The organism is Capillibacterium thermochitinicola, from assembly GCF_013664685.1.
Taxonomy (GTDB): domain Bacteria; phylum Bacillota; class UBA4882; order UBA10575; family UBA10575; genus Capillibacterium; species Capillibacterium thermochitinicola.
In genome coordinates, this window is sequence record NZ_JAAKDE010000027.1 from 17,310 (window position 1) to 33,554 (window position 16,245).

Here is a 16,245-nt window from a genome sequence, read left to right on the forward strand (position 1 = left end):
CGGCAGGATTTTAATGTTCTTAGCGCTTTTCAGAGCTTTCTTCCCTTCGCCCGCTTCCTGAGCGGCCCCGGACTACTTAAACGCCGGGACCTTCGGCAGTTGGGCAAAGCCCTTCTCCAAGTCCTCATCGGTCGGGATATAGTCGGTCATTGTTCCATTTAAGAATGACTCATAAGCGGTCATATCAAAGAAACCGGTCCCGCTCAGCCCAAACAGAATCGTTTTGGCTTCGCCGCTCTCCTTACACTTGAGGGCTTCCGCAATCGCCCCATAGATGGCATGGGCCGATTCGGGTGCCGGCAGGATCGTTTCGTGCTTGGCAAAGAAAACTGCCGCCTCAAACACCTTGGTCTGTTCGACCGCCATCGCTTCCATATAGCCATCATGATACAGTTTGGAAAGGATCGGCGCCATCCCATGGTAACGCAGACCGCCGGCGTGGTTGGGCGCCGGAACAAACCCGCAACCAAGTGTGTACATCTTGGCCAGGGGCGTAATTTGCCCGGTATCACAGAAATCGTAGGCGTAACGGCCCCGGGTCAATGAAGGACAGGAAGCCGGTTCGACCGCGATAATCCGGGGCGAAGCCTTGCCCAGCAACTTATCCTGCATGAAGGGGGCGATCAAACCGCCCAAATTCGAGCCCCCGCCCGCACAACCCACAATAATGTCCGGGTACTCATCCAGCATTTCCAGGGCCGTTTTCGCTTCCAAGCCGATGACGGATTGGTGCAGTAAAACCTGGTTGAGCACGGAGCCGAGCACATACCGGTATCCTTCGGTGGTCACCGCTTTTTCCACCGCTTCCGAGATCGCACAACCAAGGCTGCCTCCGGTGTCCGGATCCTTCTCGAGAATGGCCCGGCCGGCTTTTGTTGTGGTGCTGGGACTCGGGATGATCTCCGCCCCAAAGGTTTGAATCACCGACCGGCGGAACGGCTTCTGTTCGTATGAACATTTCACCATGTAAACGATTAAGGGGAGCTTAAAGAAGGCGCAAGCTTCCGCCAAGGCTGTGCCCCACTGGCCGGCCCCGGTCTCCGTCGTCAGGCCGGCCAAGCCTTGTTTCTTTGCATAATAGGCCTGCGCGGCTGCGGAGTTCAACTTATGACTACCGGAGGTGTTGTTCCCTTCAAATTTAAAGTAAATCCGGGCCGGGGTGTCCAATGCTTTCTCCAGATTGTACGCCCGGATTAAAGGCGACGGCCGGAACATGCGGTAAAACTCCAGCACCTCGCCGGGGATGTCAATGTAACGGGTGGTTGCATCCATCTCCTGTTTGGCCAGTTCTTCGCAGAAAACAGGATAAAGGTCTTCCTCCTTCACCGGTTCCAGCGTCGCCGGGTTCAGCATCGGCTCGGGCTGTTCTTTCATATCCGCCCGGAGGTTGTACCACTGTCTCGGCATCTGCTCTTCACTGAGATACAGACGGTACGGTACTTTCTTTGCCATCTTCATTCTCCTCTCCTCTCGTCTCTTCTCACCTTGGAAAAGAAACTGTTTTATTTTTTTATTAAAAAAACTTCTGTCTCAGTATTACTGGGACAGAAGCTTAATGCCTTCTGCGGTGCCACCCGGTTTGGCGCATGGCGCCCACTCATTCTCCATATACAACCATATATGCTCCCTTGGTAACGGGTGGAGATCCCGTCAGGTATTACTCAACCAAAACGGCCTTTCTTCCTGCCCTCGTAAGCCCATTCGGTATAGCCCTCTGTTGCTGCAATCCCACCGCCTGCAGCTCTCTGCAAACAAGCAACTATACCTACTCTTCTTACTCACCGGTTTGACCAATTAAAGATCTTGTAAAGCTTTTTTAATAGTATACACAGCCGGTGAAGAAAAGTCAATAAAAACTTAGCACAGAAGACTTTTGCGGTCAACGCCGACCGCTTCTCCGGCGTTGCCGGTCAATCTCGTAAAGAATAATCGAAGCGGCGCAAGAAACGTTAAACGAGGTAATCTCTCCGTACATTGGAATCCGTACTAAAGTGCCAAAGCTTTTGCAGAGTTCCTTATAGTTTTTACTCAACCCGTATGTCTCATTGCCAACCAGTAAAGCCGTTGGCTTTGTGAAATCCGCTTCGTCAACCAAGGGTTCGGCGTGGGCGGTGGAACCAACCACCTGAAATGCGGGTAACTGCTGTTTGACCCTTTCCAACCAAGGCCTGACTTCATGGTGGGAAGGCAGCCGAAAGATGGGAACCGCAAAAAACGTACCCATACTGGCCCGGATTGTTTTGGGGTCGTAGAGATCAACCCCATGGCCGGTAATGATCAAACCATCCACTTTCAACGCTTCGCAGGACCGGATCAGGGTCCCCAAATTCCCGTGGCTGGAAGGCCGGTCAAAGATCACCACCAACAAGTCGTCTTTGATCTCAAGGTGAGACAGATCCTTTTCGACCATGTCGACGACGGCGATCAGTTCGGAAATCTCCTCTTCCTTCTCGCTTAACTTGGCCATCAGCCGCAAGGGTAACTCCAGGTGCAGCTCGGCCCGGGACGTGGCCAACACCTCTTTCGCCCACGCCGAGAGAGGTTTTTCCCGTGAATAGACGAACCAACGAATCGGCCAGTTATACTGCCGGGCGAAATCAATCGCTTTGACCCCTTCGACAAAAAACTGGCGGTACTTATTCCGCTTCTCCCGGTTTCTTTTCAGTACTTCCACCCGTTGAAAATAGTTGTTCTCCGAAAAGATCCTTTTGGTCTTTGGCCTCATCCGCTTTTCCCCTTTAAATACCCCTTTTCCAGTGCCAATAGTTTTTCCTTTATTCCCAGCCCGCCGCCGTAACCGACCATCGCCCCGTTGGCCCCGATCACCCGGTGACAAGGGATGAAGATCGGCAATGGGTTTCGGTTGTTGGCCTGCCCCACCGCCCGGGTGGCCTTCTCGTTGCCAATCCTCCGCGCCACCTCTTTATAGCTGACCGTCTCCCCATAAGGGATTTCCCGCAAAACTTGCCAGACGCGCCTTTGAAACGCGGTGCCCGCTGGGGCCAGCGGTAAGGTGAAAGTCCTTAGTTGACCGGCAAAATAGGCCATCAGTTGGGCGCGGGCTTCGCTGAGCAGTGCCGTTTCACGCACCGGCAAATCCGGCGGCCGGGATTCGTGTTCAAAATAGACTGCGGTCAGATAATCCCCTTCGGCCACAAGCCCAAGGCGGCCGATGACCGTCTCGACCAGGAGTAAGCTTTTCATCATCCCGTCAACCCTTCCACGAAACTAAATGCGGCTTATCTTAAGCCAGCAACATCAAGCTGGCCGCCATCACCATCATCCCCAGAATCAATCCGTAGATCGCCGAATGATGTTCCCCGTATTTTTCCGCCGTGGGGAGCAGTTCATCCAGGGAGATATAGACCATAATCCCGGCCACCCCCGCAAAGATCCAACCAAACATCGCTTCATTAATAATGAACATCCGGAACAAAAAGTACCCAATCAGGGCCCCTAACGGTTCGGAAAATCCAGAGAGAAACGAATAAAAAAGCGCTTTTTACGGCTCCCGGTCGCATAGTAAACCGGTACCGAGACGGCAATGCCTTCTGGGATATTATGGATGGCGATGGCGACGGCAATCGTAATCCCTAAAGCCGGCTCTTTGACCGCACTGGCAAAAGTGGCGATCCCTTCCGGAAAGTTGTGGATGGCAATCGCCAGCGCTGAAATCAAACCCAGGCGGAGCAAAGCCGGATCATTGGCTTCCATTTCGTCGATCTCCTTCAGGTTGTGGATGTCATGGGGATTGTCCGGACTCGGTACAAAGCGATCAATCAGGGCAATCAACGCGATGCCGGCAAAAAAGGCGATCGTTGTTGCCCAGTATCCTTGCGGGGAGCCATAAATGGCTTCCAGGGAAACCCGGGCTTCCGCAAAGATCTCAATCATCGAAACATAGATCATGACCCCGGCGGAGAAGCCCAAGACGACCGAGAGAAACTTCCGATTGGTTGGTTTTTTAGTGTATAAAGCCGCCAAACTGCCAATTCCGGTGGAAAGACCCGCCAACAGTGTGAGTCCAAAAGCAAAAATCAGATTCTTCATGTCAAACGGCATCGTCTTACCCCTTTCGTAAAAAATTAGTTAAGCTATTCCGCCATCCACCGCGGATCATGACGCCGGCCAACAGCGCCAAAACTCCACGCGCGGCTCGCCCTTCTTCCCGGCGCTAGCACCAATGTTAGCCGGCGTGGCAACGGCTTGTCCGCTCATCCCAACAGGACAATACTCCAGAACCAGCCTCCTGTCAATACATGAACCGTAAAATCCAGCGTACTTCGCCCTGCAAAATAAAAAAAGGCCTTAACGGCCTTGAAATGCCAGCTTCTCATAGTGTTTGTACAAAGAGTGGAACTCGCCACTGTAATTACTGTGCCAAGGTTTTTTCTTGCCGCAAAAATGGAGGATCGCGGTGTTCTTGATCACATAATCCATGTTAATCTTTCCTTTACTTAAAAATCGGAAGTACTTGTAAAACCTGGTGTCATAGTTGTATTTAAGCTCGTCAATCTTCTTGATGTGTTTGGCATAGAGGGAATTTAAAACATCCTGGTCCGGCAGGATCAAACGGTTCTTGTTTTTTTCCACGAAGGCGAAGATCTCTTCTTCTTTAATAAGTTCCCTTTGGCGCACCAAGTTCATCAGCAAGACACCGGAATTATAGTACTCTTCCAGGTCATACTCCAAAAACCGGAATTTGTTGATCTCCTTAACCATCAACCGGTCATGGTAAGCCGCCGCGTACATCCAATCCGACAAGTCCAGATCGTATAGTTCTTTAATACTGTTAATGACCAAGATATCCGGGTCGAGATAGAGAATCTTGTCCAGATCGGCCGGGAGATACTTGAACGCCAATAACCGGTAATACATCTCCTTGGTATAATGCTTAACCACCGGCGCATCGGCAAAGTCATCCGCCCCAACCGTAAGCACAAACAGGCGTTGGCCGTGTTGATTTATGTATGCTTCAAGCTCACTAAGCTCCTCCGGTTTAATTCGTGAATGCAACAAGTAAAGATCAATCTTTTCCCCCGGATTGTTGAAATATAGGGAGTACAGCATTACTTTGAGCGGTCTGAGGTAGTTCGAATCCAGTGTCACCAAAACATTCACTGCGCTTCCCACACTTTCTTTCGCCTTGATCCTTTTCCCGGTCTCGTGTTAAACCCAACAAAAAACAAGGAAGGTCTCTCCTAAAGGCACCTTCCTTAGTTTACACCAAAATTATCCTCCCTTTCCAACCACTTTCCGCATACCAATGGTCACCAGGGTACCGTTTAGGAGGGCTTCATCCTTGCCAAACCCTATGTCTTATTATACCCTGTTCTGAGCTTTGGCTCAATACATAGGTGTGTTAAAAGTCCGGTTACCACGGTTTTCTTGTAATACTTGTCCATATATGGTTCTAATTGATCTTCTTGTTATTTCGTGGTAAAATGTTATGTGTCGTTATTTATATATTATTCCATTAAAGATCAGGGATTTTCTTGTTAATTTCTCCAAAAGGCGCGGACGTTTTAGGACTTTTGAAAAAAGAGTGACTGGCTTGAGTGATCATTCCGTTTGCTGTCACAACAGCAAAATTATGAATAAAAAGAAAATAGGTCATCGCCCTTTTACTGACCGGGTGCGGAAAGAAAAACTCACCACCGACTGATCCGGTCATCGGTGAACCGCAAGACTTCGAAATTTCCATTAAAATGCCGGTAGAATATGAAGCTGTTGATGATGATTCCAAACTTTATCCCATTCCATCAGGAAAAACCGTTAAGTTCTATTTCTTCCAAGATATCGACGAAGATCAACCGTTAAACCCCATACTCACCATAACAGGGACCACCCGGGATAAAGAAAGCAGGATTTTTGGTACTGTTCCTGTAGGGTTAAACGGCAAGGAATGCTACCTTTTGGCTGTGGTGGTATTAAAAGGTGATTTCGGGCTCGAAGGAAAAACCCAGGCCGACATAGAGGAAGCCGTTAAAAATAAATCCATATTGTTTGGCCAAATATCAGATGAACAAGACCCAACAGGCTGGAAACGCTACACCCTGAACCCTGACCTCCCCCCCATTGAAGACTTTGAATTTGTCGGATTGGCGACAGGAAAACCGCTCCCCTCCAAGATCACGTTTGTGATCCCGGAGAAATATTACAGCATGGACGGTTCTGCCTCTTCCCCTATCCCCGGAGGATATCCAATTGACTTCTATTTCACTTTAGAAAGTGACACCGAACCTTTTGATCCGAACGCTATCGTCATCAGCGGTACCACCCCTGCGGGCGGGGGACCGGTGGTCTGTGAATTGCCGGTTGAGCTTGACGGGGAACAGCGCTACATTCATGCCATAATCCGTTTAAAGGGTAGTTTCGAGTTTAGAGGAAAAGATAAAGATGACCTTAAAGAAGCTATTGAAAGCAAAAGTATAATCTACGGCCACATTATGGATGGTAACCTAGTAACTTTAGAGAAGAACGGAATGGTCGGTAATTTCATCTTCTTCGGTAACCTCTAATAGACAAGACCAAAAGCAACCACCCATTATCGATGGGTGGTTGCTTTATTTTGCCAAATTTATCAATAGCGCCGGAACATTGCTATGCGAACATAACCAAACTAATGGCCATCACCAGCATGCCCAGGATCAAACCGTAGATGGCAATATGGTGCTCCCCGTACTTCTCCGCAGTGGGCAGTAACTCGTCTAGGGAGATGTAAACCATAATCCCGGCAACACCGGCAAAGATCACTCCAAACATAGCCGGGGTAAAGAAGTTATAGAGCAGAAAGAAGCCGAGGATGGCACCCAGTGGTTCCGAAAGCCCCGACAGGAAAGAGTAGCAGAAGGCTTTCCGCCGGTTTTCCGTGGCATAATAAACCGGGACCGAGACGGCAATCCCCTCCGGAATATTATGTAAGGCAATAGCCACAGTGATACTGATACCAAGAGTTGGATCCTGCAGCGCACTGACAAACGTCGCGAGTCCTTCCGGGAAATTATGAATCGCAATGGCCAGCGCTGAAAACAAGCCCATGCGCAATAACGACGGATCCCCTGCTTCCGGCGTATCCATCTCTTTTACATCCCGCATTTGGTGGGGGTTTTCAACGTCAGGCACCAGTTTATCAATGACGGCAATCAAAAGGATTCCGCCAAAAAAAGCAATGGTCGTAACGAGAAATCCTTTGGCGGGGCCAAAAACCGCCTCCAAAGAGGCCCGTGCTTTCGCAAAGATCTCGATCATCGAAACATAAAGCATGACCCCGGCGGAAAAACCCAAGGTTGCCGACAAAAACCTCTTATTGGTTTGTTTTGTATAAAAGGCCAAGATGCTTCCGATCCCCGTTGATAATCCGGCCAGTAAGGTCAGACCAAAAGCAAACAGCAAGTCCTTTGTCGAAAAAGTCATCGCGTCCACTCCTTTCCGCTTATTTCATGGCATGACACCAGACACAAGTTCAACATCAATCCCGTCCGGCTCTTTTGCCTAACCCCTTATAACGTACGTGATTCTGTAATTATACTCTGACTTTATTCGCGAAGGCCCGTTTGTTTCCTGCCAAAAGGAATAAAGTCCATCTTTAGATGGACTTTATTCCTTTCCCGTCGGGGTTCAACCCCGGTTGTGCAATTCTCCCTTCGTGCATCACGAACCAGAGGCAATTGCAAACCAAACTTCCTCACGCCAACTCAAATGTGCCGGTATAAAGCTGGTAGTACCGGCCTTTTTTCGCCAACAATTCCGCATGGGTTCCCCGTTCGACGATCCGGCCTTCTTCCAAGAGAAGAATGACATCGGCATTCCGGATGGTCGAGAGGCGGTGGGCAATAACGAAAACCGTCCGCCCTTCCATCAACACGTCCATGCCTTTTTGGACAATCGCCTCTGTCCGGGTATCAATACTGGACGTCGCCTCATCCAGAATCATGACCGGAGCGTCGGCCACCTGCGCCCGGGCAATCGATAACAGCTGCCTTTGGCCCTGGGAAAGGTCGGCACCGGCCTCTTCTAAAACCGTATCATACCCATGGGGCAACATCGAGATAAAGCCATGGGCATTCGCCTGCTTTGCCGCGGCGTATATCTCCGCATCGGTCGCCTCCAAACGGCCATAACGGATATTCTCCTTCACCGTTCCTGTAAAGAGGTGGGTGTCCTGGAGCACAATCCCCAGGGACCGGCGGAGATCCCGTTTCTTGATCTGCCTGATATCGATCCCATCAAAGAGAATGACCCCGCGCTACACATCATAAAACCGGTTGAGGAGATTGGCGATGGTGGTCTTGCCCGCCCCGGTCGCCCCAACAAAAGCCACCTTCTGTCCGGGTTTGGCGTAAAGCGTGATCTGGTGCAGCACTTGTTTTTCCCCATCGTAGCTAAAATCCACATCGTCAAACCGGACGTCTCCCTTAAGCTCAGTATAGGTAATGGTTCCATCGGCCTGTGGTTGTTTCCACGCCCAGATCCCGGTCCGTTCCGTTGTTTCCACAAGACGTCCATCGTCGGTATATCTCGCGTGCACCAGGGTCACGGTCCCCTCGTCCCGTTCGATCTCTTCATCCAGCAGCGCAAAGATGCGCTTGGCCCCGGCCAGCGCCATCACCACCGCATTAAGCTGTTGCGAAGCTTGCGCGATGGGCCGGTTAAAGGTCCGGCTTAACTGCAGAAAACTGGCAATCGCGCCGAGGGTGATACCACCGATCCCACCAATGGCCAGGGCACCCCCAATGATGGCCACCAAGACATACTGCAGATGGCTGAGGTTACCCATGACCGGCATCAGAATATTGGCATAACTATTGGCTTTGGTGGCATTTACGCGCAACTCCTCATTCAAACGGTCAAACTTTTCTTTCGCCCTTTCCTCATAACAAAAGACCTTGACCACTTTCTGCCCGTGGATCATCTCTTCAATATAGCCGTTGGTCTGGCCGAGAGATGCTTGCTGGCGCATGAAGTACTTCCCACTGTTTTCCGCAATCCGTTTGGTAATAGAGAGGGTTAAACCGAGGGACAGGAGCACAACCCCGGTTAAAAGCAGATTGGTTGCCACCATCGCTGTGAACACACTGGCCACGGTGACCACCGACAAAAACAGCTGGGGCAGACTCTGCGCGATCATCTGCCGCAGAGTGTCGGTGTCGTTGGTATAGCGGCTCATCAGATCGCCATGGGTATGGGTATCAAAGAATTTTACCGGCAGAAGCTGCATATGGGCGAACATTTCGTCCCGGATCTCTTTCAACACACCCTGGGCGATCACGGCCATCATCCGATAAAAGAGATAAGTAGCCATCACCCCCGCCAAGAAGGTTCCGGCCATCACCAATAAAGCATTCCGCAGCCCGCTAAAGTCCGGTTCCGCCATGGCTAACAACGGTGTAATGTGATCGTCAATTAAAACCCGGAGAAAAAGGGAACCGGCGACTCCGGCCAGGGAACTGATCAAGATACAGCCCAGGACCAACGCAAGGTAACCCTTGTATCCACGGGTGATATAAGAAAAGAGGCGCTTAAGGGTTTTCCCCTGCCCGGCCAACTCCCCTAAAGAAACCGGCCTTCGCCTATTCGGTGGCGCCAAGGTCCTCCCCCCCCTCTCAGCTGCGAAGTATAGACTTCCCGGTAAATTTGGTTGGTCGCCAATAACTCCTCGTGTGTACCGGCGGCCACCACGCGGCCTTGGTCCATAACGACGATCAGGTCGGCGTCCATGACGGAAGCCACCCGCTGGGCAATAATGAGTTTGGTCATCTCCGGAAGCCTTTCCCGGAAAGCTTTCCGGATGAGCGCATCAGTCTTTGTATCCACCGCACTGGTCGAATCATCCAGGATTAAGATCCTCGGTTTTTTCAGCAAAGCCCGGGCAATACAAAGGCGCTGTTTCTGTCCACCGGAAAGATTAACACCGCCCTGTTCAAGATAGGTGTCATACCCCTCGGGTAAAGCCCGGATAAACTCATCCGCTTGGGCCAAGCGGCAAGCCGCAACCAACTCTTCATCGGTGGCGTTAGCATTCCCCCAGCGGAGGTTCTCTTTAATGGTCCCGGAGAAAAGCACGTTCTTCTGCAGAACCATCGCCACCTGCTCCCGCAAGGCCTGCAGATCATAGGCACGGACATCAACCCCGCCTACATAAACCGCCCCTTTGGTCACATCATAAAGACGGGGAATCAGTTGCACCAGGGTGGTTTTCCCGCTCCCGGTGCCCCCAATAATCCCCACCGTTTGACCGGCTTCAATCTGCAGATTAATGTCGACCAGGCACAGGTGGTCCGGGTCATTTGAATAACTGAAGCTCACCTGTTCAAAACGGATTTCTCCATTTTTTACTTCCCGGACGGGCGCCACCGGATTGTGAAGGTCCGGCTTTTCGTTCATCACTTCCACAATCCGTTCGGCCGACGCCCGGGAGATGGAGAGCATCACAAACACCATGGAGAGCATCATCAGGCTCATTAAAATCTGTAAGGAATAGGAGAAGAGACTTACCAGTTGGCCGGTGGTCATGGTCGTCGCGACCACCATCCGGGCCCCCACCCATGAAATCAAGAGCAAACATAGATAGATCGCCGACTGCATCAAAGGAGCATTCAAGGCGAGGATCTTTTCGGCCAGAATAAAATCATCATGAATCTGCTGCGAAACCGCCCTGAACTTTCTCGTCTCGTGTTCCTCCCGGACGAAGGATTTGACCACCCTGATCCCGCGCAAGTTTTCCTGAACCACTCGGTTTAACCGGTCATAAGCCCGGAAGACCCGGTGAAAAATGGGGAAAGCCCGCCGCGCAATCAGGTAAAGACCTAAGCCTAAAAAGGGGATCACCACCAGGAAAATTAGGGAAAGGCCGGGGTTGACGCGGAAAGACATCAAGAGCGAAAAGAGTAGCATCATCGGACTGCGGACGGCAACCCGAATCACCATTTGGTAAGCATGCTCGACGTGGGTCACATCCGTGGTTAACCGCGTGACCAAACTGGCCGTGGAAAAACGGTCGATGTTGGAAAAGGAAAAATCCTGGACCGCATAGTACATTCTCTTCCGTAGATTCGCCGCAAAACCGGCAGAAGCCCGGGAGGCATATAAACCAGCCAAAACCCCAAAAGCCAAGGAGATCAACACGGCGACCACCAGGATACCACCGAGTCGCAATATCACATCCATCCGCCCCAAAACAATCCCCTTGTCAATCAGATCCGCCATAATGAGCGGGATTAAAACCTCCAGCATCACCTCGCCGGTGACCGTAAGCGGGGCCAAAAGCGATTCTTTTTTGTACTCACCAATACAACTGAATAACTGTTTAAACATCTAGGTCCTCCGTTTCCAACCGCTTAATATTCCGTGTTGTCTGCTCCCTGCTGACATTGGCGCTTCGCCACAAACATAAAAACGGCGCCCACCTCTCCTTCCTTTTGGCTCCGGCGCCATCTTTTCCGCCTCCGGAATCATCTCCGTAAAACGGCTCCTCCCCGTTATGGCCGGCTGTACTGATGTTATGATGATGGAAACATTATAGCACAAAGAGGTAGCTTTGTCATTGAAAGGCCAAAAAACCGGGTTCCGGCTTGCCCCATGCCCACCCCCCTTTTCTTGCTATTCCTACTAAAGAATAACATCCTTTTACCGATTTTAAAAAATGGATGCGGTAGGTCCCTGGTCGTCTTTGACAAGTTTTCACCGGGTTGTTTACGACCAATAAACTCCAACTCGAACTTGCCAGCGCGAGTTTTAACCCACTGCACACAAGGAGGTTCAGCATTCGCGGCCAGTATCTGGCATTGCTGTCTGGTGAATCTTTAGGCGTTTCCTCCTCTCCGCTCAACCTGAATGTATTGTTCAACAAAATAAAAGCCCGGAAAAACATTGATGACACGACCAGCAAACAATTGGACGAGACCTTCGCCAACATTAGAGCAATTATGGATCAACCGGTAAGTCCCCAGAATTATCACGCCCTCAGCCGTGAAGTGGATAATTTACACAACGCCTTGCGGTTTATTCGTAATACCACCGCCAGCATTAATTATAATTTATACTTGGACAGCGAAAGTTTTGCCACCAACCTAAGGAAATCTAATCTACGGTTGGTAAGCAGTGGTATTGTCTGTATATCCCTGATCAGTCTCCTGATTGCCTACTCGATTTACGCCCCCCTGAAAAAAATGGTCCGCAGAGTTAAATCCCTTGAAACTGGTGACCTGAGCGAAGATCTCATCATTGCCCCCGGTTCACGGGAAACGGCCGCCGCCATTAATGGGCTCAACAAAGCCATTGCCGAGCTGCGCAGTCTGGTCACCAACATCAATAATCAGTCCCTCACTCTGGATCATGCCAGCGCAAAACTGAACACAATCTCCGCGGAAACCAACAACTTAGCATCGGAAGTAGCAAAAGCCACCAATGAACTTGCTGCCGCCTCTTCGGAGCAGGTCCGGCAAATAACCGAAGCAATCAGTTCCATTCAAGAACTGTCGGATATGGTGGTACAAGTCACCCGGGATTCGCAAAGGATTAGCGATGCTTCCAGCGAGGTTGCCCAAACGGCCGAACTTGGACGGGCGGTCTCCAGCAACGTGGCGGTAGTGATTGGCGCTCTTTATGCTTCAACCCATGAAGTGACAAACGCCATCAACATGTTACTTCGTTCTTCAGAAGAAATCAACGGCATAACCTCAATCATCGAAGGGATTGCGGAGCAGACCAGTCTGTTGGCTTTGAACGCCGCGATCGAGGCCGCCCGAGCGGGAGAACACGGAAAAGGCTTTTCGATTGTCGCGACCGAAGTTGGAAAGCTGGCCGAACGTACAAAGCAATCGGCCCGTTCGATCACGGAACTAATTGACGAAATGCGAACGCACACGGACCGGACGGTCCAGGCCATGCAGGAAGAGATCGCAAGGGTCGCGGCCAGCAAAGACTTGGTAGAGAAAGCCGTAATCACTTTCGAGGAAATTAGTAAGACCCTGATCAAGACCATCGACGAAATCAGCCGCATCGCCAAATCCACCGAACAAATGGCCGCCCTGAACGTCAAAGCAACCGATGCGATCACTGCCATCTCGGCCATTAGTGAACAAAACTTGGCCAGTACGGAAGAGGTCTCTGCCGTCACGGAAGAACAGAGCGCCGCCATGGAGCATGTTACCACGCTGGCCGATAATTTACGAACAATCGCCTTTAACCTAAGGCAAGCCGTGAACGAGTTTACACTGAGTTAGACATTAAACAGCCACTCCATAGCAAGCGCATAAAAGAAAACTTGCCCGGAGTTTCCTCCCGGCAAGTTTTCCTTTTCCTGATAGTATGAACCGTACAGAAAACCGGCCAAGGTTATCCGGCGGACAACTCGTCATGCTTGGCCTGGGATTCCGCCCACAATTGATCGGCCACCGGTGCCCACTGGGCGGCTGCCGATTCCGTCTTCGCACATAAATCATCCACATCCTCCGGGGCAAGCATATCAGTGGACTTGGCCCCCGACTCCTTCACCATCGCCCGCAAAGCATCGGGATTATCCAGGAGCGGACAAGGGCGCAGATGATTCGGGTTGAAGGGTTGTCGCCGGCGGTAAGCCTGAAAAAGGGGCGCTTTCAAAGCTTCCAAGAGTGTAACATCGTGGATATTAACATTGGAATAATGAATAAAAGCACAGGGTTCGACGTCACCGGCTGCGTTAATATGGAGATAACACCGGCCGCCGGCAATGCACCCGTTTACATACTCACCGTCATTCCAGAAATCCATGTAGAAGATGGGCTTGGTCTCCCGGATTTCGCGGGCGCGCCGGTACATATAAGCCCGTTGCTCTGGCGTGGCAATCAGATCGGGCTTGGCCCCCTTGCCCACCGGCATATAGGTAAAGTTCCAAGCGAAGCGGCAACCCCGGGCAATCATGTCATCAATAAATTCATCGGAACCAACACTCTCCGTGTTATACCGGTGGTAACATGTGGAGTAGCCGAAGATAAGTTTATGTTTGCGCATCAACTCCATGGCCGCGATGACCTTCCGGTAGGTCCCTTTCCCGCGCCGCAGATCGGTGGCCTCTTCATCCCCTTCAATCGAAAAAGCCAGCGCAAAATTGCCCACCCGTAACAGTTCCTGACATAACTCTTCATTGACCAAGGTGCCATTGGTAAAAGCAAAGAAGTAACAATCCTGGTGGGCGGCACACAGCTTAATCAAGTCCTTCCAACGGACCAGCGGTTCGCCTCCGGAGAAGATATAGAAATAGACGCCGAGTTCTTTCCCCTGGCGGCAGATGGAATCAAGCATTTCGTAGGATAAATTGTGGTTTGAGCCGTACTCCGCCGCCCAGCAGCCGACACAGGAAAGATTGCAGGCACTGGTCGGATCCATCAAAATCGCCCATGGTATATTACAGTCGTGTTTTTCGGCCGCCGCCTGCGCCCGCGCTCCCCCCAGTAAATTAGCATTAACAATAAATGATTCCACCAGCTTCTGGATCAAGCGGAGGTCTACCTCACGAAAGAGGTTCTCCACCAGCAACCGCCAATTGCTCCCCTCATCCAGCAAGGCTTTTTTTACCGCTTGAATCTGCGACGCGTGCAGATTCCTCCGGTCAAGCTTTTCCGCGAGCGAAAACATTCTGGGGAGCTTTTCCATGGGTTTATCCGCCAGATAACCCATGAGCAGTTTTACCGCCAGTTTTTGCCCAATCATCACCGATAATCCCCCTTTTCAATTTGTATTTTTGGCTTCATCCGCAAAACAGTTGCGGTTTGACTGACCGTCCGGTCAGGACCGTCGAAAAAAATTTATATAATTTATATTCACCGCCAAGCTTACCAATTACCGGTGGGATAAATCCTTTTCCAATTGGTTGTTTTTCAACAAAATATCCTGTCCGGAGACTAATGAGCCAAAAATAATCCGGGAAGACTGGAGAAAAGCCGTCCGCAGTTGGTCGTCACTGAAGTTACTCATCTTTTGGTAATCGTCATAATAAACCGCAAAACTGACGATGGGACAGATTGCATAAAAAAACTTAAAGACCAACAACTCAGGGGTATAGTTGAAATCCTGATCCGCAGCTGAGATTGTTTTCAACAACAGATTCTTCTCACTATCCCCAAAAAAATCCATGAGCCGGAAAAGTTTGGTGTTATGCTTGCTGTCCTTCAGGGACTCAAGCATAAAGATGCGTAAAATATGGCGGTATTGCAACAAATAATCAAGTACCTTTTCAAAGTAAACTTGGACATTCTCCAAAAAACACCGGATAGCGGCATTATCGTTAAAGTGTAAACGGTCGGGTAAAATATCCAGGCGGCCGTCCTTAATCATCTGGACAATATTGGTATGGATAAAATCCATGGTCATCGCGGTAGCATTATCCAAGAGAAAACGGACCAAATGATCCAAAATATCTTCTTTACTCTTGAAATAATAATAGATCAACGCCTTCGTGACATTGGCAGCTTCCGCAATTTCACTGACCCGCGTCCCATCATATCCTTTTTGCGAAAACAACTGGACTGAAGCGTCCAAAATTCGTTCTCTTGCTTGTTGTTGCTCAGTTTTCAGCAATCAACTCGACTCCTTGACTGACCGGTTATTCAAATTTGCTTTATTACTATTTTAAATTTCCCTTTTTCGTTTGTCAAGTATCCCTCTCCAACAGGTGGTGCCGTGAGTGCGTGACACTTCACCCTTGCGGATGCTCATCTTCTCTTCCTAACAGTTTGTTGATTTTATCGACTTTGGTCGTTATCATGTTGGTATACCCCGGGCGCACATCGGCCTTCAGCACCACTTGCGTACGGATCCCTTTTCGGGCCAGTACGAAAGTGGCCTCTTTCACCACCTGCATCACCTCATCCCAGGGGCCTTCAATCTCCGTAAACATTGAAGTGGTACGGTTCGGCAACCCCGACGCCCGGATTACTTTCACCGCTTCCGCCACGGCAGCGGCTAGTTCATCCCCAATACCAAAAGGTGCAATCGACACCGCCACTAAAGTATTCATCCGCTATACCTCCTCGATTACAGATGGTTCTGCGCGTCTCCAATCTCACCCGCGGTTGCTTTATAGCTTATTGTATATAAAAAACACCTCCTTCGTAAAGAGGCCCTCAATTATTGATAGTGTCAAGACACTGTAGATTTTTGAACCTCACATTAGCGAACTTCCCGTCGAACTTACCGTCAAACTGCACTTTGTTTATTTATAGCTTTTAAAGCAATTATTGTTGGATTACTACCACTGCTGAAAAG

The 16,245-nt window shown here is 50.3% G+C and carries 12 protein-coding genes, 2 pseudogenes and 1 other annotated feature; of the genes and pseudogenes, 2 read left to right on the top strand and 12 right to left on the bottom strand.

Features of this window, described 5'->3' with window-relative positions; all coding sequences use genetic code 11:
• Positions 1-72: 72 nt before the first annotated feature.
• The 6 genes and pseudogenes from G5B42_RS10340 to G5B42_RS10365 form a co-directional block, all read right to left on the bottom strand.
• A complete protein-coding gene (locus G5B42_RS10340; RefSeq protein ID WP_181340401.1) occupies positions 73-1,452 on the bottom strand; it encodes a TrpB-like pyridoxal phosphate-dependent enzyme in 1,380 nt (459 codons plus the stop codon).
• 85 nt (positions 1,453-1,537) lie between these two features.
• Positions 1,538-1,791 (bottom strand) — a binding site (T-box leader).
• Positions 1,792-1,879: 88 nt separating this feature from the next.
• Positions 1,880-2,725 (bottom strand): TrmH family RNA methyltransferase, encoded by an 846-nt coding sequence (locus G5B42_RS10345; protein ID WP_181340402.1) that lies wholly within the window; start codon positions 2,723-2,725, stop codon positions 1,880-1,882.
• Positions 2,722-3,204: a methylated-DNA--[protein]-cysteine S-methyltransferase gene (locus G5B42_RS10350; protein ID WP_181340412.1), complete on the bottom strand. Its 483-nt coding sequence runs from the start codon at positions 3,202-3,204 to the stop codon at positions 2,722-2,724. The genes G5B42_RS10345 and G5B42_RS10350 overlap by 4 nt, the downstream gene beginning before the upstream one ends.
• A gap of 40 nt (positions 3,205-3,244) precedes the next feature.
• A pseudogene (gene zupT, locus G5B42_RS10355) lies at positions 3,245-4,062 on the bottom strand (zinc transporter ZupT).
• A 246-nt stretch (positions 4,063-4,308) separates the two neighbouring features.
• The gene (locus tag G5B42_RS10360; RefSeq protein ID WP_331274109.1) at positions 4,309-5,109 is read right to left on the bottom strand and encodes a glycosyltransferase family 8 protein; all 801 of its coding nucleotides are present in this window, start codon (positions 5,107-5,109) and stop codon (positions 4,309-4,311) included.
• Positions 5,110-5,476: 367 nt separating this feature from the next.
• Positions 5,477-5,704, bottom strand: coding sequence for a hypothetical protein (locus G5B42_RS10365; RefSeq protein ID WP_231133495.1), 228 nt, complete (start codon positions 5,702-5,704; stop codon positions 5,477-5,479).
• A 4-nt stretch (positions 5,705-5,708) separates the two neighbouring features.
• On the opposite strand from G5B42_RS10365, the gene G5B42_RS10370 reads away from it, so the two are divergent.
• Positions 5,709-6,521 carry a hypothetical protein gene (locus G5B42_RS10370; RefSeq protein WP_181340404.1) on the top strand — a complete coding sequence of 271 codons (813 nt, stop codon included), beginning with the start codon at positions 5,709-5,711 and terminating at the stop codon, positions 6,519-6,521.
• Positions 6,522-6,603: 82 nt separating this feature from the next.
• On the opposite strand, the gene zupT (G5B42_RS10375) is transcribed toward G5B42_RS10370, so the two are convergent.
• The 3 genes and pseudogenes from zupT (G5B42_RS10375) to G5B42_RS10385 all read right to left on the bottom strand — a co-directional run bounded on the left by zupT (G5B42_RS10375) (position 6,604) and on the right by G5B42_RS10385 (position 11,316).
• Positions 6,604-7,416 carry a zinc transporter ZupT gene (gene zupT, locus G5B42_RS10375; RefSeq protein WP_181340405.1) on the bottom strand — a complete coding sequence of 271 codons (813 nt, stop codon included), beginning with the start codon at positions 7,414-7,416 and terminating at the stop codon, positions 6,604-6,606.
• Positions 7,417-7,687: 271 nt separating this feature from the next.
• Positions 7,688-9,589: pseudogene (locus G5B42_RS10380) on the bottom strand (ABC transporter ATP-binding protein).
• Positions 9,553-11,316 (bottom strand): ABC transporter ATP-binding protein, encoded by a 1,764-nt coding sequence (locus G5B42_RS10385; RefSeq protein ID WP_181340406.1) that lies wholly within the window; start codon positions 11,314-11,316, stop codon positions 9,553-9,555. Before G5B42_RS10385 ends, G5B42_RS10380 begins: the two are co-directional and overlap by 37 nt.
• Positions 11,317-11,786: 470 nt before the next feature.
• Between G5B42_RS10385 and G5B42_RS10390 the strand changes: the two genes are divergently transcribed.
• A complete protein-coding gene (locus G5B42_RS10390; RefSeq protein WP_181340407.1) occupies positions 11,787-13,226 on the top strand; it encodes a methyl-accepting chemotaxis protein in 1,440 nt (479 codons plus the stop codon).
• Positions 13,227-13,338: 112 nt separating this feature from the next.
• Here G5B42_RS10390 and G5B42_RS10395 read toward each other — a convergent pair whose 3' ends face one another.
• The 3 genes from G5B42_RS10395 to G5B42_RS10405 all read right to left on the bottom strand — a co-directional run bounded on the left by G5B42_RS10395 (position 13,339) and on the right by G5B42_RS10405 (position 15,997).
• Positions 13,339-14,691 (bottom strand): radical SAM protein, encoded by a 1,353-nt coding sequence (locus G5B42_RS10395; protein WP_187351006.1) that lies wholly within the window; start codon positions 14,689-14,691, stop codon positions 13,339-13,341.
• Between the two features lie 129 nt (positions 14,692-14,820).
• Positions 14,821-15,558 (bottom strand): TetR/AcrR family transcriptional regulator, encoded by a 738-nt coding sequence (locus G5B42_RS10400; RefSeq protein ID WP_181340409.1) that lies wholly within the window; start codon positions 15,556-15,558, stop codon positions 14,821-14,823.
• Positions 15,559-15,676: 118 nt separating this feature from the next.
• Entirely contained in the window at positions 15,677-15,997 is a 321-nt protein-coding gene (locus G5B42_RS10405; RefSeq protein WP_181340410.1) for a thiamine-binding protein, read from the bottom strand.
• Between the last annotated feature and the right edge of the window lie 248 nt (positions 15,998-16,245).

Coding starts and splice junctions, on each gene's coding strand:
- G5B42_RS10340 (WP_181340401.1), bottom strand. CDS start 1,452: ATGGCAAAGAAAGTACCGTACCGTCTGTATCTCAGTGAAGAGCAGATG.
- G5B42_RS10345 (WP_181340402.1), bottom strand. CDS start 2,725: ATGAGGCCAAAGACCAAAAGGATCTTTTCGGAGAACAACTATTTTCAA.
- G5B42_RS10350 (WP_181340412.1), bottom strand. CDS start 3,204: ATGAAAAGCTTACTCCTGGTCGAGACGGTCATCGGCCGCCTTGGGCTT.
- G5B42_RS10365 (WP_231133495.1), bottom strand. CDS start 5,704: ATGGAAATTTCGAAGTCTTGCGGTTCACCGATGACCGGATCAGTCGGT.
- G5B42_RS10370 (WP_181340404.1), top strand. CDS start 5,709: ATGCCGGTAGAATATGAAGCTGTTGATGATGATTCCAAACTTTATCCC.
- zupT (WP_181340405.1), bottom strand. CDS start 7,416: ATGACTTTTTCGACAAAGGACTTGCTGTTTGCTTTTGGTCTGACCTTA.
- G5B42_RS10385 (WP_181340406.1), bottom strand. CDS start 11,316: ATGTTTAAACAGTTATTCAGTTGTATTGGTGAGTACAAAAAAGAATCG.
- G5B42_RS10395 (WP_187351006.1), bottom strand. CDS start 14,691: ATGATTGGGCAAAAACTGGCGGTAAAACTGCTCATGGGTTATCTGGCG.
- G5B42_RS10405 (WP_181340410.1), bottom strand. CDS start 15,997: ATGAATACTTTAGTGGCGGTGTCGATTGCACCTTTTGGTATTGGGGAT.